This window comes from Mesorhizobium sp. GW821-FHT07A06, from assembly GCF_059419085.1.
This window is the reverse complement of sequence record NZ_JBWKRC010000001.1, coordinates 208896-232823: the sequence shown is the minus strand read 5'-3', so window position 1 is coordinate 232823 and position 23928 is coordinate 208896. Positions and strand designations below refer to the sequence as shown.

General features: G+C 62.5%; 18 protein-coding genes and 1 tRNA gene. 8 read left to right on the top strand and 11 right to left on the bottom strand.

The genetic code is table 11. The features are described 5' to 3' along the window. Positions 1–7: 7 nt before the first annotated feature. The gene (locus AC07SZ_RS01105) at positions 8–907 is read right to left on the bottom strand and encodes a LysR family transcriptional regulator (RefSeq protein ID WP_056563685.1); all 900 of its coding nucleotides are present in this window, start codon (positions 905–907) and stop codon (positions 8–10) included. A gap of 99 nt (positions 908–1006) precedes the next feature. Between AC07SZ_RS01105 and AC07SZ_RS01100 the strand changes: the two genes are divergently transcribed. The 6 genes from AC07SZ_RS01100 (at position 1007) to AC07SZ_RS01075 (ending at position 5302) form a co-directional block, all read left to right on the top strand. Continuing rightward, a complete protein-coding gene (locus AC07SZ_RS01100; protein ID WP_494913025.1) occupies positions 1007–1891 on the top strand; it encodes an NmrA/HSCARG family protein in 885 nt (294 codons plus the stop codon). Positions 1892–1966: 75 nt separating this feature from the next. After that, positions 1967–2043 (top strand) — tRNA-Pro (locus AC07SZ_RS01095). A 701-nt stretch (positions 2044–2744) separates the two neighbouring features. Continuing rightward, positions 2745–3032, top strand: coding sequence for a hypothetical protein (locus tag AC07SZ_RS01090; RefSeq protein WP_081294684.1), 288 nt, complete (start codon positions 2745–2747; stop codon positions 3030–3032). Positions 3033–4119: 1087 nt separating this feature from the next. Beyond that, entirely contained in the window at positions 4120–4335 is a 216-nt protein-coding gene (locus AC07SZ_RS01085; RefSeq protein ID WP_056565609.1) for a hypothetical protein, read from the top strand. A 4-nt stretch (positions 4336–4339) separates the two neighbouring features. Continuing rightward, entirely contained in the window at positions 4340–4777 is a 438-nt protein-coding gene (locus AC07SZ_RS01080) for a hypothetical protein (protein ID WP_494913024.1), read from the top strand. Positions 4778–4957: 180 nt separating this feature from the next. Next, the gene (locus AC07SZ_RS01075; RefSeq protein ID WP_494913023.1) at positions 4958–5302 is read left to right on the top strand and encodes a hypothetical protein; all 345 of its coding nucleotides are present in this window, start codon (positions 4958–4960) and stop codon (positions 5300–5302) included. Positions 5303–5348: 46 nt separating this feature from the next. Here AC07SZ_RS01075 and AC07SZ_RS01070 read toward each other — a convergent pair whose 3' ends face one another. From AC07SZ_RS01070 to AC07SZ_RS01055, 4 genes are all read right to left on the bottom strand, one after another. Then, positions 5349–6968: an ABC transporter ATP-binding protein gene (locus AC07SZ_RS01070; protein ID WP_056565611.1), complete on the bottom strand. Its 1620-nt coding sequence runs from the start codon at positions 6966–6968 to the stop codon at positions 5349–5351. A 16-nt stretch (positions 6969–6984) separates the two neighbouring features. Next, on the bottom strand, positions 6985–8106 hold the full coding sequence (locus AC07SZ_RS01065; RefSeq protein WP_056563702.1) for an ABC transporter permease: 1122 nt from the start codon (positions 8104–8106) through the stop codon (positions 6985–6987). Then, on the bottom strand, positions 8099–9022 hold the full coding sequence (locus tag AC07SZ_RS01060; protein ID WP_056563705.1) for an ABC transporter permease subunit: 924 nt from the start codon (positions 9020–9022) through the stop codon (positions 8099–8101). Before AC07SZ_RS01060 ends, AC07SZ_RS01065 begins: the two co-directional genes overlap by 8 nt. A gap of 162 nt (positions 9023–9184) precedes the next feature. After that, positions 9185–10777, bottom strand: coding sequence for a peptide ABC transporter substrate-binding protein (locus AC07SZ_RS01055; RefSeq protein WP_056563708.1), 1593 nt, complete (start codon positions 10775–10777; stop codon positions 9185–9187). A gap of 283 nt (positions 10778–11060) precedes the next feature. Between AC07SZ_RS01055 and AC07SZ_RS01050 the strand changes: the two genes are divergently transcribed. After that, complete coding sequence (locus tag AC07SZ_RS01050) at positions 11061–11507, top strand: TadE/TadG family type IV pilus assembly protein (RefSeq protein ID WP_155772417.1); 447 nt, start codon at positions 11061–11063, stop codon at positions 11505–11507. Next, the gene (locus AC07SZ_RS01045; RefSeq protein WP_056563714.1) at positions 11508–13265 is read left to right on the top strand and encodes a Tad domain-containing protein; all 1758 of its coding nucleotides are present in this window, start codon (positions 11508–11510) and stop codon (positions 13263–13265) included. A 51-nt stretch (positions 13266–13316) separates the two neighbouring features. On the opposite strand, the gene bglA is transcribed toward AC07SZ_RS01045, so the two are convergent. The 6 genes from bglA to glgB form a co-directional block, all read right to left on the bottom strand. Then, the gene (gene bglA / locus AC07SZ_RS01040; protein ID WP_494913022.1) at positions 13317–14975 is read right to left on the bottom strand and encodes a beta-galactosidase BglA; all 1659 of its coding nucleotides are present in this window, start codon (positions 14973–14975) and stop codon (positions 13317–13319) included. Further along, a complete protein-coding gene (glgX, locus tag AC07SZ_RS01035) occupies positions 14975–16975 on the bottom strand; it encodes a glycogen debranching protein GlgX (protein ID WP_494913021.1) in 2001 nt (666 codons plus the stop codon). The genes bglA and glgX overlap by 1 nt, the downstream gene beginning before the upstream one ends. A gap of 199 nt (positions 16976–17174) precedes the next feature. Then, positions 17175–18803 (bottom strand): alpha-D-glucose phosphate-specific phosphoglucomutase, encoded by a 1629-nt coding sequence (locus AC07SZ_RS01030; RefSeq protein WP_056563725.1) that lies wholly within the window; start codon positions 18801–18803, stop codon positions 17175–17177. Between the two features lie 3 nt (positions 18804–18806). Continuing rightward, complete coding sequence (gene glgA, locus AC07SZ_RS01025) at positions 18807–20252, bottom strand: glycogen synthase GlgA (RefSeq protein WP_056563728.1); 1446 nt, start codon at positions 20250–20252, stop codon at positions 18807–18809. Between the two features lie 69 nt (positions 20253–20321). Beyond that, complete coding sequence (glgC, locus tag AC07SZ_RS01020; RefSeq protein WP_056563731.1) at positions 20322–21587, bottom strand: glucose-1-phosphate adenylyltransferase; 1266 nt, start codon at positions 21585–21587, stop codon at positions 20322–20324. 52 nt (positions 21588–21639) lie between these two features. Beyond that, positions 21640–23853 (bottom strand): 1,4-alpha-glucan branching protein GlgB, encoded by a 2214-nt coding sequence (gene glgB / locus AC07SZ_RS01015; protein ID WP_494913020.1) that lies wholly within the window; start codon positions 23851–23853, stop codon positions 21640–21642. Between the last annotated feature and the right edge of the window lie 75 nt (positions 23854–23928).

Sequence of the window (23928 nt, the reverse complement as noted above, 5' to 3'; positions counted from 1 at the left end):
CATGCCTTTAAGCCGTGTTTACCCGATTGGAAATGCGCTCGGCCGCCAAGTCGATGAAGGCCTTGACCAGTGGGGAAAGGTGCCGGCTGCTGGGATAGAGAACGTGCAGGCCACCGGCCGGTGTCGCATAGCCGTCGAGCACGCGCCGCAACCGCCCCTCGTTGATCAATCCCTCCGCTATCGGCTGTGGTAATTGAGCGATGCCGAAGTCCGCGAGCGCGGCCGCCACCACCGCCTGCATCTCATTGGCGGCGAAGCGCCCGGCGACCACGACAGTTTCCTGGCCTTGCGGGCCATCCAGGACCCAATGAGCGCCTGAGGCCGACTGGCCCGCGATGACGCATCGATGGCGGGCGAGATCGGCCGGGCTTTCCGGCATCCCGTATCGCGCGAGATAGGCGGGGCTGGCGCAGAGCAGCCTGTGCGTGGAGCCGAGCTTGCGGGCAATCAGCGTCGAATCCTCGAGTCTCCCGGTACGGAAGGCGAGATCGATGCCGTCTTCGACCAGGTTGAGCTTGTCGTCGGTGAGGCGAAGTTCGACATTGGTCTTCGGATACAGCGTCAGAAAGTCGACCACGGCACGGATGAGGAAGTGCCCCCCAAAACCAACCGGGGCCGAGATGCGGATCGTGCCCGAAGGCTCCGCCCTCGCCTCGGCGAGGTGCAGATTCGCCTCTTCTATCGTCCGCAGCCCCTGGCTGCTCCGTTCATAGTAGAGACGCCCGGCATCCGTCAGGTTGAGGCTGCGCGTGGTGCGCTGCAGCAGGCGCACGCCGACCTCGCGTTCGAGCGCGGCGACACGGCGGCTGACCGTCGTCTTGGGCATGGCGAGCAGGCGCGCCGCGGCGGTGAAACTTCCGGCTTCGACGACGCGGGCAAACACGACGATATCGTTGAGGTCGATCATTACATTGAAAACTGGGACAAAGTTTTCCAACTATATACAATTATGCATCAATGCGATAGGCGCTAGCTTTGCTCCAGACAAACAGAAGGAGCAGATCAGATGACCAGCAAACGAAACATTCTTGTGACCGGCGCCACGGGCCAGCAAGGCGGGGCGGTGGTGCATGCCCTCTTGTCCAGGGGCCATCGAGTCAAGGCATTGACACGCAAGCCGGACAGCGAGGCCGCACGGCAACTGGCGGCGGCGGGCGCCGACATCGCCGCCGGCGATCTCGGCGACGCGGCCTCTGTCGTGAAGGCCGCAGAAGACGCCGACACCATGTTCCTGATGGGCAACAGCTACGAGGCCGGTCTCGAGGAGGAAACCCGCCAGGGGATTCTTGCCGCCGATGCGGCAAAGGCCGCCGGCATCGGACACCTGATCTACTCATCGGTTGCCGACGCCGACAAGAAGACCGGGATTCCGCATTTCGAAAGCAAATACCTGGTCGAGCAGCATGTCAGGCAGCTCGGCATTCCCTATACGATCAGCGCGCCGGTCGCCTTCATGGAGAATGTCGTCGCCCCGTGGTCGATCGCAGCGCTCAGCCAGGGCAGCCATGCCTTCGCCATGCCGCCGAAGCGCGTCCTGCAGCTGGTTTCGCTGGCGGATATCGGGGCGTTCGTCGCCACTCTGGCCGAGCGGCGCGAAAGCGTCTTCGGCAAGCGCTTCGATTTCGCCGGGGACGAATTGTCCGGTGAAGAGCAGGCAAGAATCCTGTCCGAGGCCATCGGCCGCCCGATCCGCTATCAGGAGATCCCGATCGCGGCTGCCCGCCAGCAGAGCGAGGACGCGGCATTGATGTTCGAATGGTTCGACCGCGTCGGCTACGACGTTGACATCGCCGCCTTGCAAAGGGAGTTCCCCGAAGTGCGCTGGCACGGTTTTGCCGATTGGGCGCGCGCATTTAACTGGAGCATCAGCGGCCTGCGCGGCGAAAGCTGATGAAATGCGACAGAAGTGCTGCCATTGCCGCTTGCAGGAATGAAGTGTGGCGGCTATAAGCCCGCCGTCTGGTCACGGAGTGTAGCGCAGCCTGGTAGCGCACCTCGTTCGGGACGAGGGGGTCGCAGGTTCAAATCCTGCCACTCCGACCAGAAAAACAACGTGTTAGCGCATCCCGACTTTGGCGCTTGAACTGATATACACCTGAAAACCTGGCGAGATGATACGCATCCTCAGTTGAGTTGGCTGAGAGCCATAACCAACGCGCTACGCAAGAAGAGGAGCAATAGGCTCCCTGCCGCCATTGGCTTTCGGCCGTCAGCCTACGGCGCTTTCCCAGCATCCGCTTTGGCTGATCACATGCCGACAAAAAGTGTCGACGAACCTCACTCCCGTCACACTTACCGGAGGCCAAAGAAGCTCAATATCGCCAACACGATGACTATCGCTCCAACGAGCCAGATAATGTTGTTCATGATCTCTCTCCTGTCGCCTGGGAAGCCCGCGCCTCTGGCGGAGGACGCGGGCCGATCAGCCTTTGCCGGCCGATCTTCGGCAGACACCGAGGCGTCCGCCGCAGGGAGTAGAACTATTAGATGGGCCTAATGTTCCACAGCATGGCAAGCCGGATGTTGCGAATTTTCGAGTTCGGATCGTCGTGCCGACTGAACAAGCGCAACCGATGGATCGGGCCACTTCGAAAAGCGCCCTCTTCTCTCCCCCCGGGCACTGCGATCGCCCAAACTTCGACTGTCCAAAGGCATTCCTACAGCCTTGGGAAAACCCTGGAACCAAAGCGGCCAGCCGCAGTTGTATCCACCGAAGGGCTATTCAAGTCAGTGGAGAAACTACAATGAAAACAATGATCATGTGCGCTTTGGCGCTTTCCGTGGGATTGCCGGTCGTGGCCTCGGCCGCCGAGGCCGATGTGGTTATCAGGACCCACCATCGACACCACCACCAGGTCAGGATCATCAACGAGGATGGACAGCGCCTGCATCACCGTCACCACGGCACGGTCGCGTTCTATGACCATGGCCGCCGGTATCATCACCATCGTCGGGATGCCCTCGTGGTCAGCGGTTCCGTCTCCACACACCATCACCGCCATCCCGTGGTGATCGAGAACAGCGGCTACTGATAAGCAGCCGCTGGCCCGGCTCATCACAAGGAGTCGGGCCAACTCGGCTTTGTCCAGGGCCCTGACTGGGAACGGGATTCCAGTTTGCGGTTTCGTAGTGGGTTGGTCGCGGAAGTCCGTGCAATCCCACCACTTGTTGTGGAAGTTCTGATCGTTCAGCCCAACGCGTGACATGCCATTTTAGTGATGGCCGCTATTCAGCCCTTCTTCCACGCTGCGCGATGGTACTGGCCCATTCCCCTTCGCCTCGTTAGTCGCCGCTGAGCTTGACTTACCTATCGGCAGGCTGGGCCGCCAGGGTCAGGGGTGCGATCGGCGGCGTCTTTCGAAGATGTCGATCTTGCGGCTGTATGTCATCTGAATTTGATTGTCACAACCTTCACAGGTCAGAGACTTGACGCTCTTTATCAGGCGGCCTTTACGGATCATCATTCGGCTGCATCGAGGACATTGGATCATCATGTCATCGTCATACCGGTCCGGTGAAAGTGCCATATTCGCCTCCCAATGATGCTGTGAAGCAACTTGCGTGCCGCATGGATATCTCGAATGTAATGTGTGGAGCGGCCAGCGTTAATCGAGCGTGATTTGTTGGTTCACTATCCGCGATTCCGGCCTGGCATCGGGCTGGTGACGGAAGTCCGCGCAGGTGCGTGGCCGCCATTCAGCCCTTCTTCCGTTCTCCGATTTGAGACTGAGGGTTCGCTCGCCGCCATGGTAGCGGCGGGCGAACCCTATCGGCGCAGGAAGGGACGTAGCTGCGCCAATCTGCAAGACATTCGTGCTCGGGTCAGCCAAGAGTTAATCCAATCGCCATGAAGGTGATGGCCACAGCGAAGATCAACGCGAGCAACCAGCGTGCTTGGTCAACACTCTTCTCCATCACTTCCTCCCGAACATGCAGCGGACAACGACTGCGGACGGGGGCTGTTCCGGGCAGAATCACCGGTAGGACCATTGCATTTTACAGCCGGACTTAAGTCCGGCGCCCTATCGGACCGAAGCCCAACCAGGGAACGATTGCGCTTCGACCCTGTTCGGTTGACTGGGCGCGAGGGCGATCAAGCGGAATTGGATGAAAGTCACCATGTCGAACAGTGAGGCCGCAAGATCCGATGCATTGGGGACGCGCGTAGCCGACCTCAAGGCCAGGATGCAGCAAGCCCGGATTACCATGAGCGAAATGAAGACCTTCCAAAAGGTAGCGGCCATGATGGAAGACGGACAGGGCGGCATCGATGGCGACGATTTGATCGCCGCGTCCTTCGTGACCGACACGTTGCTCGACAAGGAAACGCCCTGAGACCATGCGGACTATCAGCAGGCTTTTTGATTCCCAGGCCGAAGCGGGCAGGGTTGCTGGAGAACTGGTGGCGGCTGGTGTTCCTCACGTCCAGATTGCCATTATCGGCCCCTACCAGGATGAAGTCGGAGTTCTGAAGTCTCCGGGCGTCATTCTCGGTTTGGTCGGTGCGGCATTGGCGTGCCTTGGCGCCATGGCCGTCTACGGTATCACTTCCCTTCAGGTCGGATTACCGGCAACAGCCGTGATTTGCGCGGTCTGTGGCGGTGCTGGCGGATTGATCGGCTCATTCATCACGACTGCTGCCCAACCCGACGATCGGAGCGTCGCCGAGGGGATCGTCCTGGTGACGGCGCATGTCGATGAAAACAAGAGTGATATCGCCCAGACCGTGCTCCGCGGTGACGCCGCCATGGCCGGGCTTGTCGCCGAGACTGCATGAGAATCCCCTGAAGATGACAGGCCGACAAGCCGCGCGAACGAGCGAGCGCCGGCAGACGGCATCTCGTCACGACCGGCGCGGATTGCGATCAGGCTCGACAGCAGGCGCAAACTTTGTCGAAATGGACATCGGCTCTAGGCAATTCGATGAAAGCCGGTAAGCTGGCGACCGGATGCGGACATGAATTTTATCTCGACGACAGCCTCGACACCGGTTCTTGTGATTGCCGTGCTTCTCGTGGCCGGCTGCTCCTCGATCAGCAGAACGATAGATCCGGCGAAGTACGACAAGATGACCTGTGTCGAGCTCAACAGCGCGCTGGGCGAAACCGCCAGCGAAATCTCGCAAACCGCGATTACGCGCGGCAAGGTCGCCAGCACCAATGTTCCGCGCTGGCTGCTTGGTGGCTCACGCGTGAAAACCGCCGTCGCCAATCGGGAAACAGCCAGGATAGACCGGCTCAAACAGCAGCAGGATGCCATAGCCGCTGCGCGTGCACGCAAGTGCCCAAGGTCCGCGGGCTGAGCGAACGGAGGCCGCCACGATTATTGCCTTCAGTTGAAGCGCCGCCTCAGGCGCTCAGCCGAAAGCGCGTCACGTCGATCGCCGCGTTCATGAGCGTCTGCGTGTAAGGCGCTTGCGGATTGCTGAAGATCGCCTCGGTCGGCCCCTGCTCGACAATCTTTCCCTGCTTCATGACGATGATGTAGTCGGCCATGGCGCGCACCACGGCAAGGTCGTGGCTGATGAAGAGGTAGGACAGTTCATGGTCGGCCTGCAGCTTGCGCAGCAGTTCGACGATCTGCTTTTGCACCGAGCGATCAAGCGCGGAGGTCGGCTCGTCCAGCACGACCATCTTTGGCTTCAGGATCATCGCCCGGGCAATGGCGATGCGCTGCCGCTGGCCGCCGGAGAATTCATGCGGGTAGCGGTTGCGGGCGTTGGGATCGAGCCCGACTTCGCGCAAAGCCTCGACCGCGCGCTGGTCACGCTGCTTGCCAGAAAGGTTCGGCTCATGCACGAGAAGGCCTTCGGTGATGACCTGGCCGACGGTCATGCGCGGCGAGAGCGACCCGAACGGATCCTGGAAGACGAGTTGCATCTGGCGCCGCAGTGGCCGCATCGCCTGCCGGTCGGCCGTGGAAATGTCGCGATCGCCAAAACGGATCAAACCATCGCTCGGCAGCAGCCGCAGCAGAGCGCGGCCGAGCGTCGATTTGCCGGAACCGGATTCGCCGACGATGCCGATGGTCTGGTTGCGCTGAAGCCGGATCGAAATGTCATCGACGGCACGCAGCATCAGTGGCTCGCCGGCCAGAAACCCGCCGCCGATCCTGAATGTGACTTCGACATTCCTGCCTTCGAGCACCACGGGCGCGCTGGCCGGCGGTGGTGCCTTGGTTCCCGTCGGCTCGGCCGCCAGCAGCATCTTGGTGTAGGCGTGCCGCGGGTTTGCGAAGATCGCTTCCGCCTCGCCTTCCTCGACGACCTCGCCCTGACGCATGACATAGACACGGTCGGCGAAACGACGGACGATGCCAAGATCGTGGGTGATGAAGACGATCGCCATGCCGAGCTTGCGCTGCAGTTCGGCGAGCAACATCAGGATCTGCGCCTGGATCGTCACGTCGAGCGCCGTCGTCGGCTCGTCGGCGATCAGGATGTCGGGATCGTTGGCCAGGGCCATGGCGATCATCACGCGCTGGCGCTGGCCGCCGGACATTTCGTGCGGATAGGATTTCATCCGCCGCTCGGGATCGGGAATATGCACAAGCCGCAAGAGCCTGAGCGCCTCCTCGCGTGCCTCGGCGGCATTCAGGCCGCGATGCCGGCGGATCGGCTCGATCAGCTGGTTGCCGATCGAATAGAGCGGATCGAGCGAGGTCATCGGCTCCTGGAAGATCATGCTGATCTTGGCGCCGCGCACCTTGTTCAGGTCGGATTTGCTCAATGTCAGCAGGTTGCGGCCGCGATAGTCGACATGGCCCGTGGCTTCGCCATTCGAGGCCAGCAGGCTCATCGCCGCCATCATGGTCTGGCTCTTGCCGGAACCGGATTCGCCGACCACGGCGACGGTCTCGCCTGCGTTGACATGGATGCTGATGCCCTTGACCGCCTCGACGGCGCCGTCGAGCGTGCGGAAGCGGACCCGCAGGTCCTTGACGCTGAGGATCGTTTCGGGAGTAGCCATATCACCGGTCCCCATCTCAGCGATCCCTTGGGTCGAGCGCGTCGCGCAGGCCGTCGCCGACGAAATTCAGGGCGAACAGCGTCGAGACGAGGAAGAAGGCGGGGAACAGGAGCAGCCAGTTGGCGGTGCCGATGTTCTTGGCGCCCACCGAAATCAGCACGCCCCAACTGGTCATCGGCTCCTGCACGCCGAGCCCGAGGAACGACAGGAAACTCTCCAGGATGATGACCTGCGGCACCAGCAGCGTCATGTAGATCACCACCGGACCGAGCAGATTGGGGATGACATGGCGCAACAGGATGCCACGCTGGCCGACGCCCATGGCTTCGGCCGCCTGGACATATTCCTGGCGGCGGATCGACAGCGCCTGGCCACGCACGATGCGGGCCATGTCGAGCCACAGCACCGCGCCCACGGCCAGGAACATCAGCACGAAGTTGCGGCCGAAGAACACCACCAGCATGATGACGAAGAAGATGAACGGCAAGGAATAGAGTACATCGACGATGCGCATCATCACCTCGTCGATCTTGCCACCGGAAAAGCCGGCGGCGGCGCCATAGATCACCCCAATCACCACCGCGACGACACCGGCGAGCAGGCCGATGGCAAGCGAGATGCGCCCAGCCATCAGCGTGCGCGACAGCAGATCGCGGCCGGTGTTGTCGGTGCCAAACAGGAAATATTGCTGCTTGACCGATGTGCTCATCGTCACCTCGAGCCCGTCAGGCGATTTGTTCTCGATCTTGGTGTCGTCAAAGGCATCGGAGCGGTCGAGGTAGCGGATGTTGCGATCATCGATCGGTTTGGTCGAGGTGACCCTGACCGTGACGCGGCTGCCTTCCTGATGCCATTCCTTGAGGTCGACACGCATGCGCTTGATGGCGTCCGTGAGTGTGCCCTGAATCATGTCTGGCTTCGGGTAGGCCGACAGGCTTGGCGGCATGCGCACATAGTCGGCATAGATGGTCGTGTATTGATGCGGCACGAACCAGGGGCCGAACACGCTGACGATCCCGATCAAAGCGAGATAGTAGAGGCTGAACATAGCGGCGCGGTTGGCCTTGAGGCGCGCCCAGGCATCGCCCCAGAGCGAGCGTCCAACGATGGTGGGAGCCGCGGCTGCGATGTCAGTCATAGCGCACCCTCGGATCGACGACCGCGTACATGACGTCGACGATCAGGTTGAAAACGATGGTGAAGATGGCGATCACCACCACCGTCCCCATCACCAGCGTGTAGTCGCGGTTGAGCGCCGCATCGACGAAATAGCGGCCGACGCCGGGAATGGAGAAGATCGTCTCGACAATGACCGAACCGGTCAAAAGGGCCGCCGCCGCGGGGCCGGTAAACGAGACGATCGGCAGGATAGCGCCGCGCAGGGCATGCTTGACCACCACCGACCAGTCGGAAAGGCCGAGCGCGCGCGCCGTGCGGATGTGATGGGAGCGCAGAGATTCGATCATCGAGCCGCGCATCAGGCGGGCAACGATGGCGATCTGCGGCAAGGCAAGGGTGAGCACCGGGCCGACCTTGTTGATGAAGGCGCCATCGCCCCAGCCGCCGATCGGCAAAAGCTTCCAGGTCAGCCCGAAAAGGAGCTGGATCACCGGCGCGATGACGAAGGTCGGGATGGTGCTGCCGGCGGTCGCCAGCGCAATCACCGTGTAGTCGCCAAGCTTGTTCTGGTTGAGTGCGGCGATGGTGCCGAGCAAGGAACCCAGCAGCAACGCCAGGATCAGCGCCGACGCACCGAGTTGCACCGAAATGGGCAGGCCCTTGGCGAACAATTCGGTGACGGTGAAGTCCGGCATGTTGTAGCTCGGGCCAAAATTGCCGCGCAAGAGATTGCCGAGATAGTGGAGATATTGCAGCCAGAGCGGGTCGTTGAGGCCGAACTGGGCTTCAAGGTTGGCCTTGATCTCGGGGCTCAGCCCCCGCTCCTGGTTGAATGGGCCGCCTGGCGCGACGCGCATCAGGAAAAACGCCATCGTCACGATGACGAACAGCGTCGGTATGGCGGTCAAAAGCCGCCGGAATACGTATCGCAGCATCGGTGCCCCGCTTGATCCGGAACACGCCCATCCCGTTGGATGATTGTGCTCCAGCCTTCAAATCTTCGCACCGGATCTTCCGAAAATCGATTGCGCTTCCCGGCCGATGCGATGGCAAACCAGCACCGCCGCGCATGGAATGCGCGGCGGCTTGGCCAGGGATCAGTCCTTGCTGACGAAACGCGACGGATGGACGTCCATCACATTGTCGACGAAGCCATGCAGCTTCGAGGACACGATGTCGTGGTAGCTGTAGTAGAGAAGCGGAATCTGGCCGACATCGTCGACAAGAATGCGCTCGGCCTCGGAGAGCTCCTTCATGCGCTCCTCGGGCTTGCCGCCGGCGGCGGCCGCCTTGTCCATGGCCGCTTCATAGGCCGGGCTGTTGTAATTCGAGTAGTTGTTGCCGCTCGCCTTGCGCGAGATGCCGAGGAAGGTTTCCGGATCCTTGTAATCGGCGATCCAGGCGGCACGCGCCACGTCATAGTCGCCCTTCTGCTCAAGGAAGGAGTAGTGGGTCTTGGTGTCGGTGTTGAGCAGCGTGACGTCGACGCCAAGCGGCTTCAACTGCTCCTGGATGGCAACCGCGGTGTTCTTGTGGTTCTCCGAGGTGTTGTAGCGGATTTCCATCTTCAGCGGATGTTCGGGCGTGTAGCCAAGCTTCTCGAGGATTTTCTTGGCGGCGTCCTCGCGGTCGATCTGCGGCATGTCGGCGTATTTGGCCATTGCGGGCGTGTAGCCCTCGATGCCGGGAGGCACCATGGAATAGCCGGGCAGCATCGAGTTCTGCCAGACCTTTTCGGCGATGAAGTCGCGGTCGATCGCCATCGAAATGGCGTTGCGCAGTTCAGGGTTGTTCCACGGCGCCTTGTCGGTCTTGATCGCGTAGTAATAGGTGCCGAGATATGGGCCGACATGGATCTGGTCGCCGAACTTGGTCTTGAGGTCGGCGAGCTGTTCGGTCGGCAGATCGTCATAGCTGTCGAGCTCGCCGGCTTCGAAGCGCTTCATGGCCGAAGAGCGATCTTCGGTCGGGATGTAGTTGACGACGTCGAACTTGACGGTCGCCGCGTCCCAGAATTTCGGATTCTTGACCAGTTTCATATGGTCGTTGGGGACCCATTCGGCCAGCGTATAGGCGCCGTTCGAAACAAGGTTGCCGGGCTTGATCCAGTCAGCACCGAGCTTTTCGATCGAGGCCTTGCTGACCGGATAGGTCGCCTGATGGGTCAGCATCTCCAGGAAGTAAGGCGTCGGCGCCTTCAGCGTCACTTCCAGGGTGTTGGCATCGATCGCCTTGACGCCCATGTCCTCGGGCTTGCCCTTCTTGGTGTTGACGTCCTCCGCACCCTTCACCGGATAGAGCATCGAGGCATATTCGGCACCGGTCGCGGGGTCTTCCAGCCGATGGAAGGCGTAGACGAAGTCGTCGGCCGTCACCGGGCTGCCGTCCGACCACATGCCGTCCTTGCGCAGCTTGAACGTGTAGACGGTGCCGTCATCCGATACCGTCCAGCTTTCGGCGGCGCCCGGAATGAGGTTCGCCTTCTCGTCCTGCATGACCAGCCCCTGGAACAGGTCACGCAACACATTGGCCTCATAGACCGTCGAGGTCTTGTGCGGATCGACCGATTCCGACTCGGCGGCGGTGCCCCTGTTATAAACGGTCTCCGCGAAAGCCGGTGTGTAGAATGCACCGGCGGCTACGGCCATGGTGGTGGCGAACACCGTCGCCTTCAGCATTTTTTTCAGCATGAAGTTCTCCCTGTCGGCGCTGCCGTCGGCGCGCCTTTTCGTGTTGACGCCCCGGGACCGATATCTGGTTCCTTCAAGCGCGCCGCCGGTTCCCTCCGGCAGCTGGTGGCAGGAGACTAGACAGGCGGTAAGCTGTTTTCAACCGAGTACTGATTGACCCTAAGTCAATCCTTCCAACCGAAGAAGCAACGGCTAAATTAGAGCGGCTTTTTCAATTGTACGCACCCTCTGGTTGCACCCAGAGTTTTCGCTTTCTGCATGCGCATTTTGGCATGCTGCTATCATGGTTCAGAACCTCATTTCCAGGGCCCGAAAGCGCGCATTCCGAACAGACAATTCGGGAACTTCGGCGGTCGAATTCGCTTTACTGTCGCCGCTCTTTATCCTCTTGCTACTCGGAATGGTTGCATACGGCATCTATTTTGGCGCCGCCAACTCGATCCAGCAGATCGCGGCCGACGCCGCCAGGACGGCCATTGCCGGATTGAACCAGACCGAGCGGCAAACGCTGGTGGCCTCCTTCCTCGCCAACAATGCCGGCGGCTACCCCTTCGTGGACGCCAGCAAACTAACCTACCAGGCCAATGACAGCACAGCCGATGGAAGCCAGTTCGTGGTGTCCATCTCCTACGATGCGCGCAACCTGCCGATCTGGAATCTCTTCCCGGGCATAGCCATGCCGGGGACCACCATCAAGCGCCAGTCAACGATCAGGGTCGGGGGTATCTGAATGCCGCAGCGTCGGGGCAAGGGCATCGGCCGGCTTGTACGATCGATGCTGGGAGACAGGAATGCGAACTTTGCCGTCATGACGGCACTGAGCGCACCAGTCGCGCTGGCGCTGGCCGCGGTGGCTATCGATGAAGCCTCGATCTATACCGAACGCCGCGAGGCCCAGGCGATGGTCGATCTGGCGGCGATAACCGCCGCCTCGAACATCAACAATGTCAACACGGCGGTCGTGACCACGCTCACCGACAACGGCATGCCGGGTGTCGTCGTTCAAGCCTCGGACCAGACCATTTCCCCGGCCGTCGGAAAGACGGTGGTGACGGTCACAAAGGGCCGATATGCCTCATCAACCGCCAATGTCACCCAGCGCTTCCAGGCGGGCGTGACACCTTACAATGCAGTGCGTGTCACGCTGGCGAAAATCCCCGCCCGCTATTTCGCGAGCTCGCTCATCCCCACTCCGGTCATCGGCACCCAAGCCACGGCCAGCATGACGCCGCAGGCCGCGTTCTCGGTCGGGTCGAGACTGCTCAGCGTCAACGGCGGCATCCTCAACGCGCTTCTAAGCGGGCTTCTCGGCGGCAACATTTCACTCAGCGTCATGGACTATAATGGGCTGATCTCGGCCGACGTCAGCGTGCTCTCCTTTGTCAGTGCCTTGGCCACACAACTGAACATCACCGCCGGCACCTATTCGAACGTGCTGGCCTCGAAGGCGACTGTCGGCCAGATCGCCACCGCCATGGCCAACGTTCCTGGTCTCGGCAATACGGCCAAGGTCGCCCTGCAGACCATCGCCACCAGGTCGACGAGCACGGTCAAGATCCCGCTCAGCAGCCTTATCGACCTTGGTTCCGTCGGCAGCCTGGGCCTCGGACAACAGCCGTCTGGCCTTGGGGTCGACGCAAGCGCCATGGGGATGCTGACCGCCGCCGCCGTGCTCGCAAACGGCACCAACCAGGCGGCGGTCGATCTCGGCGCCACCATCCCCGGGCTGCTCTCCACCAAGCTCAACATCGCCATTGGCGAGCCGGCGCAATCCTCGCCCTGGCTGGCGGTCGATGGCATCGGCACCGTCGTGCGGACCGCCCAGACGCGCATCAAACTGACGGCCTCAGTCGGTGTCGGCACGCCGGGCATCGGCGGCGGCGTCAATCTGGTGGCCGTCAATCTGCCGCTCAATGTTGAAGTCGCCTATGCCGAAGCCAAGCTGACCGACATTACCTGTCCAACAGGACCGTCCAGCATCAGCGTTTCCATCGCCGCACACCCGGGTGTTGCCCAGCTGAACCTGGCCAACAGCAACAATCCCTCCGGCTTCGCCGATTTCAGCCAGCCACAGACCTTCACCGATGCGGACATCGCCGATGTGAAGCTGCTGTTGATACAGCTGATCCAGGTGATGGGTTCGGCCGCGACCGCGATCACCAACAACAGCCCGCAGACCCTGACCTTCAACGCGACCGACATCGCCAACAAGACGATCAAGACCGTTTCGACGCGCAACATCTCGCAGTCGCTCACCACGTCGCTGGTCAACAATTTGTCGCTTTCGGTCAAGGCGCTCGGTCTCGGCATCGATCTGACGGCCCTGCTCGGAACGGTCAAACCAGCAGTTGTGGCCCTGCTCAACACCGTAACGGCGCCCGTCGACGACTTGCTCTACAATGTGCTGGCGGCCCTGGGTGTCGGCGTCGGCCAGGCCGACGTGCGTGTCACCGGAGCAACCTGCGGACGGGCAGTGCTCGTCCAGTAGCGCATTTGTGCTCAAACAGCCCGCTTGGCCGAAACCCGGTCTGATCGCCAGTCAGTCCAGCCGGCCAAGGAAGTGACCGAGAGCCGACAGCGAGAGCGCTTCGTCCCCGACAGCAGCTTCGCCATCCAAGACAGCCGCAATTGTTCCGATGCCCCCCGGCAATTCCCAATTCGCCGGCTCCCCGGCGAAATTGAAGACACAGAGCAGCCTCTCGCCGCCACCTTCGCGGATGAAGGCGAGCACATCACCCTCGGCGTCGAGAAAGCGGATCGAACCGCTGACCAGCGCTGGATGACGCCCGCGCAAGGCAAGCGTCGAACGGTAGGCGGACAGCACAGACTGGTCGTTGCCGTTCTGCACATCGGCGGCACGAGCGCGATGGCTGGCCGGTACCGGCAGCCAGGGCCTGCCCGTCGAGAAGCCCGCATTGTCGGCGCCGGCCTCCCAGACCATCGGCGTGCGGCAACCATCCCTGCCCTTCACGCCGGGCCAGAAGCGGATGCCGACCGGATCGCGCAGATCCTCATAGGCTAGCTCCGCCTCTTCCAGGCCAAGCTCCTCGCCCTGATAAAGGCAGATCGAGCCGCGCAGGCAGGCGAGCAGCATGATCGAGAATCTGGCCACCGTGTCGGGATCGCCGTCAGGTGCTGTCCAGCGGCTGACATGGCGCACCACGTCATGGTTGGAGAACGCCCAGCAGACCCAACCGTCGACGACCGCATGTTCGAAAGCCTCGACGCAGCCGCGCACATGTGCCGCCGAAAACTGCGAACCGAGCAGGTCGAAAGTGTAGCACATCTGCAGCTTGTCACCGCCGGAAGTATAGGCGGCCAGCGTCTGCAGCGAGCTGCCCTCGTCGCCGATCTCACCAACCGCGGCACGGCCCTCATACTGGTCCAGCAATGCCCGGAAACGTCTGAGGAAAGCCAGGTTTTCCGGCTGCGTCTTGTCGAACAGATGCTCCTGGTAGAGGTAGGTGTTTGTCTCGCCATTGGTGCCAGCGACACTCGACGCCAAGGGCGGATTGCTGCGTAGCCAGCGGTCGTGGAAATAGTAATTGACGGTGTCGAGCCGGAAACCGTCGACGCCACGCTCCAGCCAGAAGCGAACCGTGTCCAGCAGCGCATCCTGGACCTCGCGATTGTGGAAATTCAGGTCGGGCTGCGAAGCAAGGAAATTGTGCATGTAATACTGCCGGCGGGTCGAATCCCACTCCCAGGCAGGGCCACCGAAGACGGACAGCCAGTTGTTGGGCGCGTTGCCGTCGGGCTTCGCATCGGCCCAGACGTACCAGTCGGCCTTGGGGTTGTCGCGGCTGGCGCGGCTTTCGATGAACCATTCATGCTTGTCGGATGAGTGTGACAGCACCTGGTCGATGACGACCTTCAGGCCCAGCCGGTGCGCTTCGGCGATCAGTGTGTCGAAATCCTCCAGCGAACCGAACATCGGATCGACGTCGCGATAGTCCGACACGTCGTAACCCATGTCGGCCATCGGCGACTTGAAGAAGGGCGACAGCCAAACGGCATCGACGCCAAGCGAGGCGATGTGGGCCAGCCTTGCCGTGATACCCCTGAGATCGCCGCTGCCATCGCCGGTCGTGTCCTGGAAGGAACGCGGATAGACCTGGTAGATGACGCAGCCGCGCCACCACTCGGCCTCCCGCCCCGCCCCCGGGTCGGCCCAAGAGTTGGCATCTTCATCGGCCATCACGAACCCTTCCTGGCGCCGCCCTTTCCGGTCCGGCGCTCGATCATGAAATTGACGCCGCGGCCCGGCATTGGCCGCGCAAGGTCGACCGCCTGCGTTTCGACCGCCGGCTGCCATTGAAACCCTTCCCGCGCGGGCAAGGTGAAGACGCATTGGCGGCGATCACCATTGATGATGACGGCAATGCGGCCGCCGCCCGCATCGCCCAACAGCATGACGAGGCGATGTCGGCCGGGATCGTTCCAGTCCGCCTCCGCAAGCGGCATGCCGGTCTCGGTCAACCAGGCGACGTCGGGGATGCCTGAAGCCTCGGCCGATTGTCCGGTCAGGAAATGCGTGTCCGACAATGCCGGGACGGCGCGGCGGAGTGTGGCCAGCGCCGACACGTAACGCTCCAGCGCCTGGTCGCGGCCCGTCCAATCCAGCCAGGTGATGGCGTTGTCCTGCGCGTAGGCGTTGTTATTGCCCTTCTGGGTACGACCAAATTCGTCGCCGGCGGTCAGCATTATGGTGCCCCGCGAGCCAAATAGCGTGGCAAGCAGCGCGCACTGGTCTTCGAAGCGCGCCTTGCCGATCGCCGCGTTGTCCGTCTCGCCTTCGGCCCCATTGTTCCAAGACAAATTGTCGTTGTGGCCATCACGGTTCTGCTCGCCATTGGCCGCGTTATGCTTACGCTCGTAGGCGACGATGTCGGCCAGCGTCATGCCATCATGCGCGGCGATGAAATTGACCGTGCGGCTAGCCGGCCGGCCGGCCTTGCCAAAAACATCGGATGAGCCGGCAAGCCGGGTCGCCAACGCTCCGACCGCGCCGACATCGCCACGCCAGAAGCGTCTGGCATCGTCGCGATAACGATCGTTCCATTCGAGGAAGCGCGCAGGGAAATTGCCGAGCTGATAGCCGTCCGGACCAATATCCCAGGGTTCGGCGACCAGCACCCGATCGGCAAGAACTGGATCGCCGGCGATAGCCTCGAGCAAGGGCGCGGCGGGATCGAACACGCCATCGACGCGGCCCAGCACCGGTGCCAGATCGAAGCGAAAACCGTCGACGCCGGCATGGCGGACAAAATGGCGAAGCGTGTCGAGCACCATGTCGCGCACCACCGGATGGTCGCACGCGACTGTGTTGCCCGTGCCGGTGTCATTGACCAGCCTGCCATCCGGCTGGTGCCGGTAGTAGGCTTGATTGTCGAGGCCGCGCAACGACAGCGTCGGCCCCAGCCTGTCGCTTTCGCCTGTGTGGTTGAAGACGAGATCGAGAATGGTGCCGATGCCGGCCTGGCGCAGCGTCGCGACGGTTTCGCGCAATTCTGCCAGACCGCCGGGCGCCAGCCGTGGGTCGAGCGCCATGAAGGTGACGGGGTTATAGCCCCAGGCGTTGCTCAGGCCCAGCGGTGGCAGATGCCGCTCGTCGATCGACGCCGTCACCGGCATCAGTTCGACGGCGGATACACCGAGGCGCTTCAGATGCGCGATGATGGCGGGGTGGGCGAGCGCCGCGAGGGTACCACGCTGTTCGTCCGGCACATCCGGGTGGAGCTTCGTGAAGGAGCGGACGTTCAGTTCGTAGATCAGGCCGCCCGGACGAAACAGCGGCGGCGGCACAGGCACTGCCCTGGGCAAGGCCCTTGCCACGGTCTTGGGCATCAACGGCGCGGTGTCCGCGCCCTCGTTGCGCCGCGCGGCGAGCCGCCAGTGATAAGCATAGGGCCGGTCGATTTCCACGGCGTAGGGATCGGTCAGCAGCTTGTCGGGATCGAACCACAGCCCAAGCTCGGGCGCATAGTCGCCGTCGGCACGGAAACCATATAGCGAGCCCGCGGCAAGGCCTGAAACGAAGAGCGCATGCATCCCCTCGCCTTCCGGCTGGAGTTCCGCCCGGTCTAGTTCGCGATTTCCCTGCTCGTCGAAGATCGAGACCCAGAGGCGGCGAGCCGACGCGGACCAGGCGGCAAAGCGGATGCCTTCGGCGGTGACGGTTGCGCCGAGTTGGGTCATGCCAGCGCCTGCCCTTCTCCCCTTATGGGAGAAGGTGGATCGGCCCTCAGCGCCGAGACGGATGAGGGGTGTGTGACGGAACGAGGCGTTGGCAATCTAGATCGAAGAACGCGCCAAGCTGGAGCACCCCTCATCCGACCTCGCTTCGCGAGGCCACCTTCTCCCACAAGGGGAGAAGGGAAAGCCCTCACCGCCACCCTCAAGTAATCACGCTCGGCTTGTTGCGGCCGGTGTGGCTCTTGATCCCGGCAATGTCGTCGGCGGCGGCGATGAGGTCGGCGAGTGCGGCTTGGGTGTCGAGATCGTGCCGCGCCTTGTCCGGCTCGTAGCGCTCGATATAGACGCGCAAGGTAGCACCCGAAGTACCGGTGCCGGAGAGACGGAAGACGACGCGAGAACCGCCTTCGAACAGCACCCTGATGCCCTGGTGCTCGCTGGTCGAGCCGTCGACCGGGTCATGATAGGCGAAGTCGTCGGCCTTGTTGATCTTCAGGCCGCGCACGCTGGTGCCGGGCAGCGAGCCGAGCTTGGCGCGCAGTTCGTCGACCAGCGCGTTGGCGCGGTCGCTCTCGACCTCCTCATAGTCGTGCCGCGAATAGTAGTTGCGTCCGTAGGCCGCCCAGTGCTCGGTGACCACCTGCTTGCAGCTTTCGCCGCGCGCGGCGAGGATGTTGAGCCACAACAGCACCGCCCAAAGGCCGTCCTTCTCGCGGACATGGTTGGAGCCGGTGCCCGCACTTTCCTCGCCACAGATCGTCGCCATGCCGGCATCGAGCAGATTGCCGAAGAATTTCCAGCCTGTCGGGGTCTCATAGATGCCGATGCCGAGTTTTTCAGCGACCCGGTCGGCCGCGCCACTGGTCGGCATCGAGCGGGCGATGCCCTTCAGCCCGTCCTTGTAGCCGGGCGCCAGGCGGGCATTGGCGGCGAGCATCGCCACCGAATCCGACGGAGTGACGAAAATGCCCTTGCCGATGATCAGATTGCGGTCGCCGTCGCCGTCGGAAGCGGCACCAAAATCCGGCGCATCCGCACCCATCATCTCATCATAGAGGTGTTTGGCGTGGACCAGGTTCGGATCCGGATGATGACCGCCGAAATCGGGCAGCGGCTTGAAGTTGCGGCAGGTGCCGTTGGGCGCGCCAAGCCGGTTTTCAAGGATTTCCTTGGCATAGGGACCGGTCACCGCGTGCATGGCGTCGAAGCGCATGCGGAAGCCTGACTTGAACAGTTTGCGCAGCGCGTCGAAATCGAACAGGCTTTCCATCAACTCGGCATAGTCGGCGACCGGATCGATGATCTCGACCGTCATGCCGGCGGCCTTGACCGTGCCGATCGTGTCGATGTCGATCGGATCGATGTCCGATGTCTTGAAGCTCGAAATAGCCTTGGTTTTCTCGAAGATCGCGTCGGTCAACTTTTCCGGCGCCGGGCCGCCATTGCCGGCATTGTACTTGATGCCGAAATCCTCGTGCGGGCCGCCCGGATTATGGCTGGCCGACAGGATGATGCCGCCGAAGGTCTTGTATTTGCGGATGACATGCGAGGCGGCGGGCGTCGACAGGATGCCGCCCTGCCCGACCATCACCTTGCCGAAGCCGTTGGCGGCGGCCATGGCGATCGCCTTCTGGATGACCTCGCGGTTGTAGAAGCGACCGTCGCCGCCGATCACCAGGGTCTTGCCCTTAAACCCGTCGAGCGCGTCGAAGATCGACTGGATGAAATTCTCGGCATAGTGCTCCTGCTGGAACACGGGCACCTTCTTGCGCAGGCCCGACGTGCCGGGCTTCTGGTCGGAGTAGGGTTTGGTGGGGACGGTGCGTATCATGCTTCAGGCAACCCTTTTCGAAAGCAGCAGGCGATAGAGTTCAACGTATTTTTCGGCGCTTCGATCCCACGACACATCGGTCTTCATGCCCTGGCGCTGGATGGTTTCGAAGACCGTGGGGTTGGCGTAGGCTTCGGCCAGGCGGTTTATGGCGTGCAGCATCGCGCCGCCGTTGTTGGGTGCGAACTGGAACCCCGTCGCCACGCCGGCCGCGATCGCGGCTTCATTGGCGTCGATGATGGTGTCGGCGAGGCCGCCGGTGCGGGCAACCACCGGTACGCAGCCGTAGCGCAGGCCGTAGAGCTGCGTCAGTCCGCAGGGTTCGAAGCGTGATGGGATGACGATGGCGTCGCAGCCGCCCTGCATGGTGTGCGACAGCCCCTCATCATAGCCGACGACCACGCCAATGCGGCCACGATGGCGGGCGGCGGCGGCAAGCAATGCGCCTTCCAGGCCGGCATCGCCCGAGCCCAGTATGGCCAAGCGTACGCCGGTCGCGACGACACCGTCGATCACGGTCGCCAATATGTCCATGCCCTTCTGCCAGGTCAGCCGGCTGATGACGCAGACGATGGGGCTGTCGTCGCGGTCGAGGCCGAAGCGATCCTCCACGGCGGCCTTGTTCGGGGCCCGCGCCTTGAGCGTGGCGGCCGTATAGCTGGACACCAGATGCTTGTCTGTCTCCGGATCCCAGATGGCCGTGTCGATGCCATTGACGATGCCGTAGAGATCGCTGGAGCGCATGTTGATCAGTCCGTCGAGACCCATGCCGAACTCCGGCGAGCGGATCTCCTGCGCGTAGGTCGGGCTGACGGTGGTGATCGCCCAGGCGGCCTGCAGGCCGGCCTTGAGGAAGCCGACGCCGCCATAATACTCGACGCCGTCAAGCGCCATCGCGACCGCGGGCAGACCGAGCTCGCCGAAGATGCCGGCGCCGAACTGGCCCTGGAAGGCGAGGTTGTGGACGGTCATCATCGACGGCGTGCCCACCGCCTTGCCGTAGCGCATATAGGCCAGCGTCATCGCCGACTGCCAGTCATGGGCATGGACGATGTCTGGCAGGTAGCCCGAGATGGCGCCGCCGGCGATATCGGCGCCGGCTTGGCTCAGCGCCGCGAAGCGCCGCCAATTGTCCGGCCAGTCCGCGCCCGAAGCATTGCCATAGGGACCACCGGGACGGTCGAACAGATGCGGCGCGTCGAGCACGAAAAGATCGAGCCCGGCAAGCTCGACAGAGTGGACCGAGGCCTTGCCGCCCTGCAGCAACGGATACTGGTAGACGGCCTTCCTTTTCTTGAAGCCTTCCATCACCGCGGGAAAGCCTGGAATGAGCGTGCGCATGGCCACGCCCTTGGCTGCCAGCGCCACGGGCAGCGCACCGGTCACATCGGCCAGTCCGCCGGTCTTGATCAGCGGGAAGATCTCGGGCGTGACCGACAGAACCTGCATGCGTCTATCCGATCCTGTTGTGAGCAATTCCGGACGGGAAACCGTTCTCACACTTTTCCTGGAATTGCTCTAGAGCCCGAGTTTGTTGATCATGTCCTGTGTGACCAGGCAGATGCCTTTTTCCGAAACGCGGAAGCGCTTGGCGTCGAGCACGGGATCCTCGCCGATCACCAACCCTTCCGGTATCCTTACACCGTGGTCAATGACGACGCGTTTCAACCTTGCGTTCCGCCCGACATGAACGTCGGGCAGCATGACGACCTCTTCCAGCGTCGAATAGGAATTGATGCGCGCGCCGGTGAAAATCAGGCTCTTCTTCAGCGTCGCGCCGGAGACGATGCAATCGCCCGAGACCAGGGAGGAAACGGCCGAGCCGCGCCGGCCATCCTCGTCATGGACGAATTTTGCCGGCGGCTTCAACTCGGCATAGGTCCAGATCGGCCAGTCGCGGTCGTAGAGGTCGAGCTCGGGCGTCACGTCGGTCAAGTCGATATTGGCTTCCCAATAGGCGTCGACCGTTCCCACATCGCGCCAGTAGGCTTCGTTCTCCGCGGTCGAGCGTACGCAGGACTTGGTGAAGCGGTGCGCGATCGCCTTACCATGCTCGACGATATAGGGAATGATGTCCTTGCCGAAATCGCGGCTGGAGCCGGGCTCGGCGGCGTCGCGGCGCAGCTGCTCCATCAGGAACTTGGTCTTGAAGACGTAGATGCCCATCGAGGCCAGGGCGAATTCCGGGTTACCCGGAATGCCGGGCGGATCGGCCGGCTTTTCGACGAAGGCGATGATGTTGTCCTTGGCATCGACATGCATGACGCCGAAGCCTGTCGCTTCCATACGCGGCACTTCGAGGCAGCCGACCGTGACGTCGGCATTGGCGTCGACATGCTGGCGCAGCATCATCTCGTAGTCCATCTTGTAGATGTGGTCGCCGGCGAGGATGACCATGTATTCCGGGCCATAGGCCTCGATGATGTCGATGTTCTGGTAGACGGCGTCCGCCGTGCCCTCATACCACTGCGTTTCCGACACACGCTGGCTGGCGGGAAGGATGTCGAAGCTTTCGTTTCGTTCGGGCCTCAGGAAGTTCCAGCCGCGTTGCAGATGGCGGATGAGCGAATGCGCCTTGTACTGGGTGGCGACCCCGAGGCGGCGAATGCCCGAGTTGAGCGCGTTGGAGAGCGCGAAATCGATGATGCGAGTCTTGCCGCCGAAATAGACCGCCGGCTTGGCGCGACGATCGGTCAGTTCCTTGAGGCGGCTGCCGCGGCCGCCGGCCAGTACGTAGGCCATGGCATCACGCGCCAGCGGCTGGATCCGTTTCAAGTCTGCCATTTCCACCCTCCCAAGTTACTCAGTCTCGCCATGTTGTTCCGGCCTTGACGGTTCAGTCGGCAACGAGTTCGAGCATGATCGTCGACAGCGGCGGCAGAAGCATCGTTGCCAAGATGCTCTGGCCTTCCGCCCTTGCCTCGACCATGCCGCCATTGCCCATGCCGGAGCCGCCATATTCGGATGCGTCGGTGTTGATGATCTCGCGCCACTTGCCGGCGTTCGGCAACGGAACGCGATAATTGTCGCGCGGCACCGGCGTGAAGTTGGATATGACAGCCACCGGACTGCCGCCCGGCGCGTTGCGCAGCCAGGCGAAAACCGAATTCTGGCTGTCGTCGACGATCAGCCAGGAAAACCCTTCCGGCTCGCAGTCGCGGCCGTGCAGCGCCGGGCGCGACCGGTAGAGATAGTTGAGATCGCGCACCGTCTGCCAGACGCCGCGATGCGGGCGGAAATCGAGCAGGTTCCAGTCGAGCGCGCGTGCCTCGCTCCATTCGCGGCGCTGCGCGAATTCCTGTCCCATGAACAACAGCTTCTTGCCGGGATAGCCCCACATGAAGCCGTAATAGGCACGCAAGGTCGCGAATTTCTGCCAGTCGTCGCCGGCCATCTTGCCCAGCAGCGTGCCTTTGCCGTGCACAACCTCGTCATGCGAGAGCGGCAGCACGAAATTCTCCGAGAAGGCGTAGGTCAGGCCGAAGGTCAGGTCGTTGTGGTGGTGCTTGCGGAAGATCGGCTCCTTGGAGAAATACTCCAGCGTGTCGTGCATGAAGCCCATGTTCCACTTGAATCCGAAGCCCAGCCCGCCCTCATGCACCGGCGCCGAGACCTTCGGCCATGAGGTGGATTCCTCGGCGATGGTCATGACGCCCGGGTGGTGGCCGTAGACCTCCTTGTTCATCCTTTGCAGGAAAGAGACCGCTTCGAGGTTCTCACGGCCGCCCTTCTCGTTAGGGATCCATTCGCCAGCCTTGCGCGAATAGTCGAGGTAGAGCATCGAGGCGACCGCATCGACGCGCAAACCGTCGACATGGTATTTCTCGGCCCAGAACAGCGCGTTGTTGACCAGGAAAGATACCACCTCGCGGCGACCGAAATTATAGATCGCGGTGTTCCAGTCGGGATGAAAACCCTTGCGCGGGTCGGCATGTTCGTAGAGGGCGGTGCCGTCGAAATGGGCCAGGCCATGCGCGTCGACCGGGAAATGCGCCGGTACCCAGTCGAGGATGACGCCAACGCCGGCGCGGTGCGCCCCGTCGACGAAACGGGCAAAGCCGTCCGGGTCGCCGAAGCGGGCCGACGGCGCGTAGAGGCCGGTCGTCTGATAGCCCCAGGACGGGTCATAGGGATGTTCGGAGATCGGCATGAACTCGATGTGGGTGAAACCGGTTTCGACCACATAGGGGATCAGCCGGTCGGCCAGTTCGTCCCACGACAGGAACGTGCCGTCGTCACCAAGCTGCCAGGACCCGGCGTGGACTTCGTAGATCGAAATGGCTTCGCGCCGGTGGTCGGCATTGCGCCAGAAATTGCGGTGGGCCTCGTCGCCCCACTCATGCCCCGGCGGCACGGCAACGACCGAAGCCGTGGCCGGACGCAGTTCGGATTTGAACGCGAACGGGTCTGCCTTCAGCGGCAGTCTGACGCCATCGGGGCCGATGATCTCGTATTTGTAGGGTCGGCCGGCACCGATGTCGGGCACGAACAATTCCCAGATGCCGGTATCGCGGCGATCGCGCATCGTGTGACGGCGGCCATCCCAGTCGTTGAAATCGCCGACCACCGAGACGCGCCGCGCATTGGGAGCCCAGACGGCGAAATGCACGCCGGTGGCACCCTCGTGCTCGATGACATGCGCGCCAAGCTTGTCGAACAGCCTGAGGTGCGAACCCTCGGCGATATAGTAGTCGTCCATCGGCCCGAGCACCGGGCCGAACGAATAGGGATCGGTCAGCCACCAGTCGCCGCCGGCATTGCGCGCGTGGTAGCGCAGCGGTTGCCGCTTCCTGATCGACAGCTTGCCTTCGAAGAAGCCGGCGTCATCGCGCCTGGACAACTCTCCGGCCTCGATGCCCGTCAGCGTATAGGCGGCGACGGTTTCGGCATGCGGAACGAAGCAGCGGGCAAACAGGCTCTTGCCGATCTCGTGGACGCCAAGGACTGCGAACGGATTCCCGTGCGTGCCGGCGACAATCGCCGCAACATCGCTGGCTGGCGCCAGTCCGTCCGGCCCGCTTGTCGCAGCGGTCGCGCGCGGCTTCCTCATCAGGCAGTGTCCCTCCCAGGGCACCAGGTGTTTGTTTCTGGTGATGTGAGCTGGCATTCAACCCGCATCACCTGG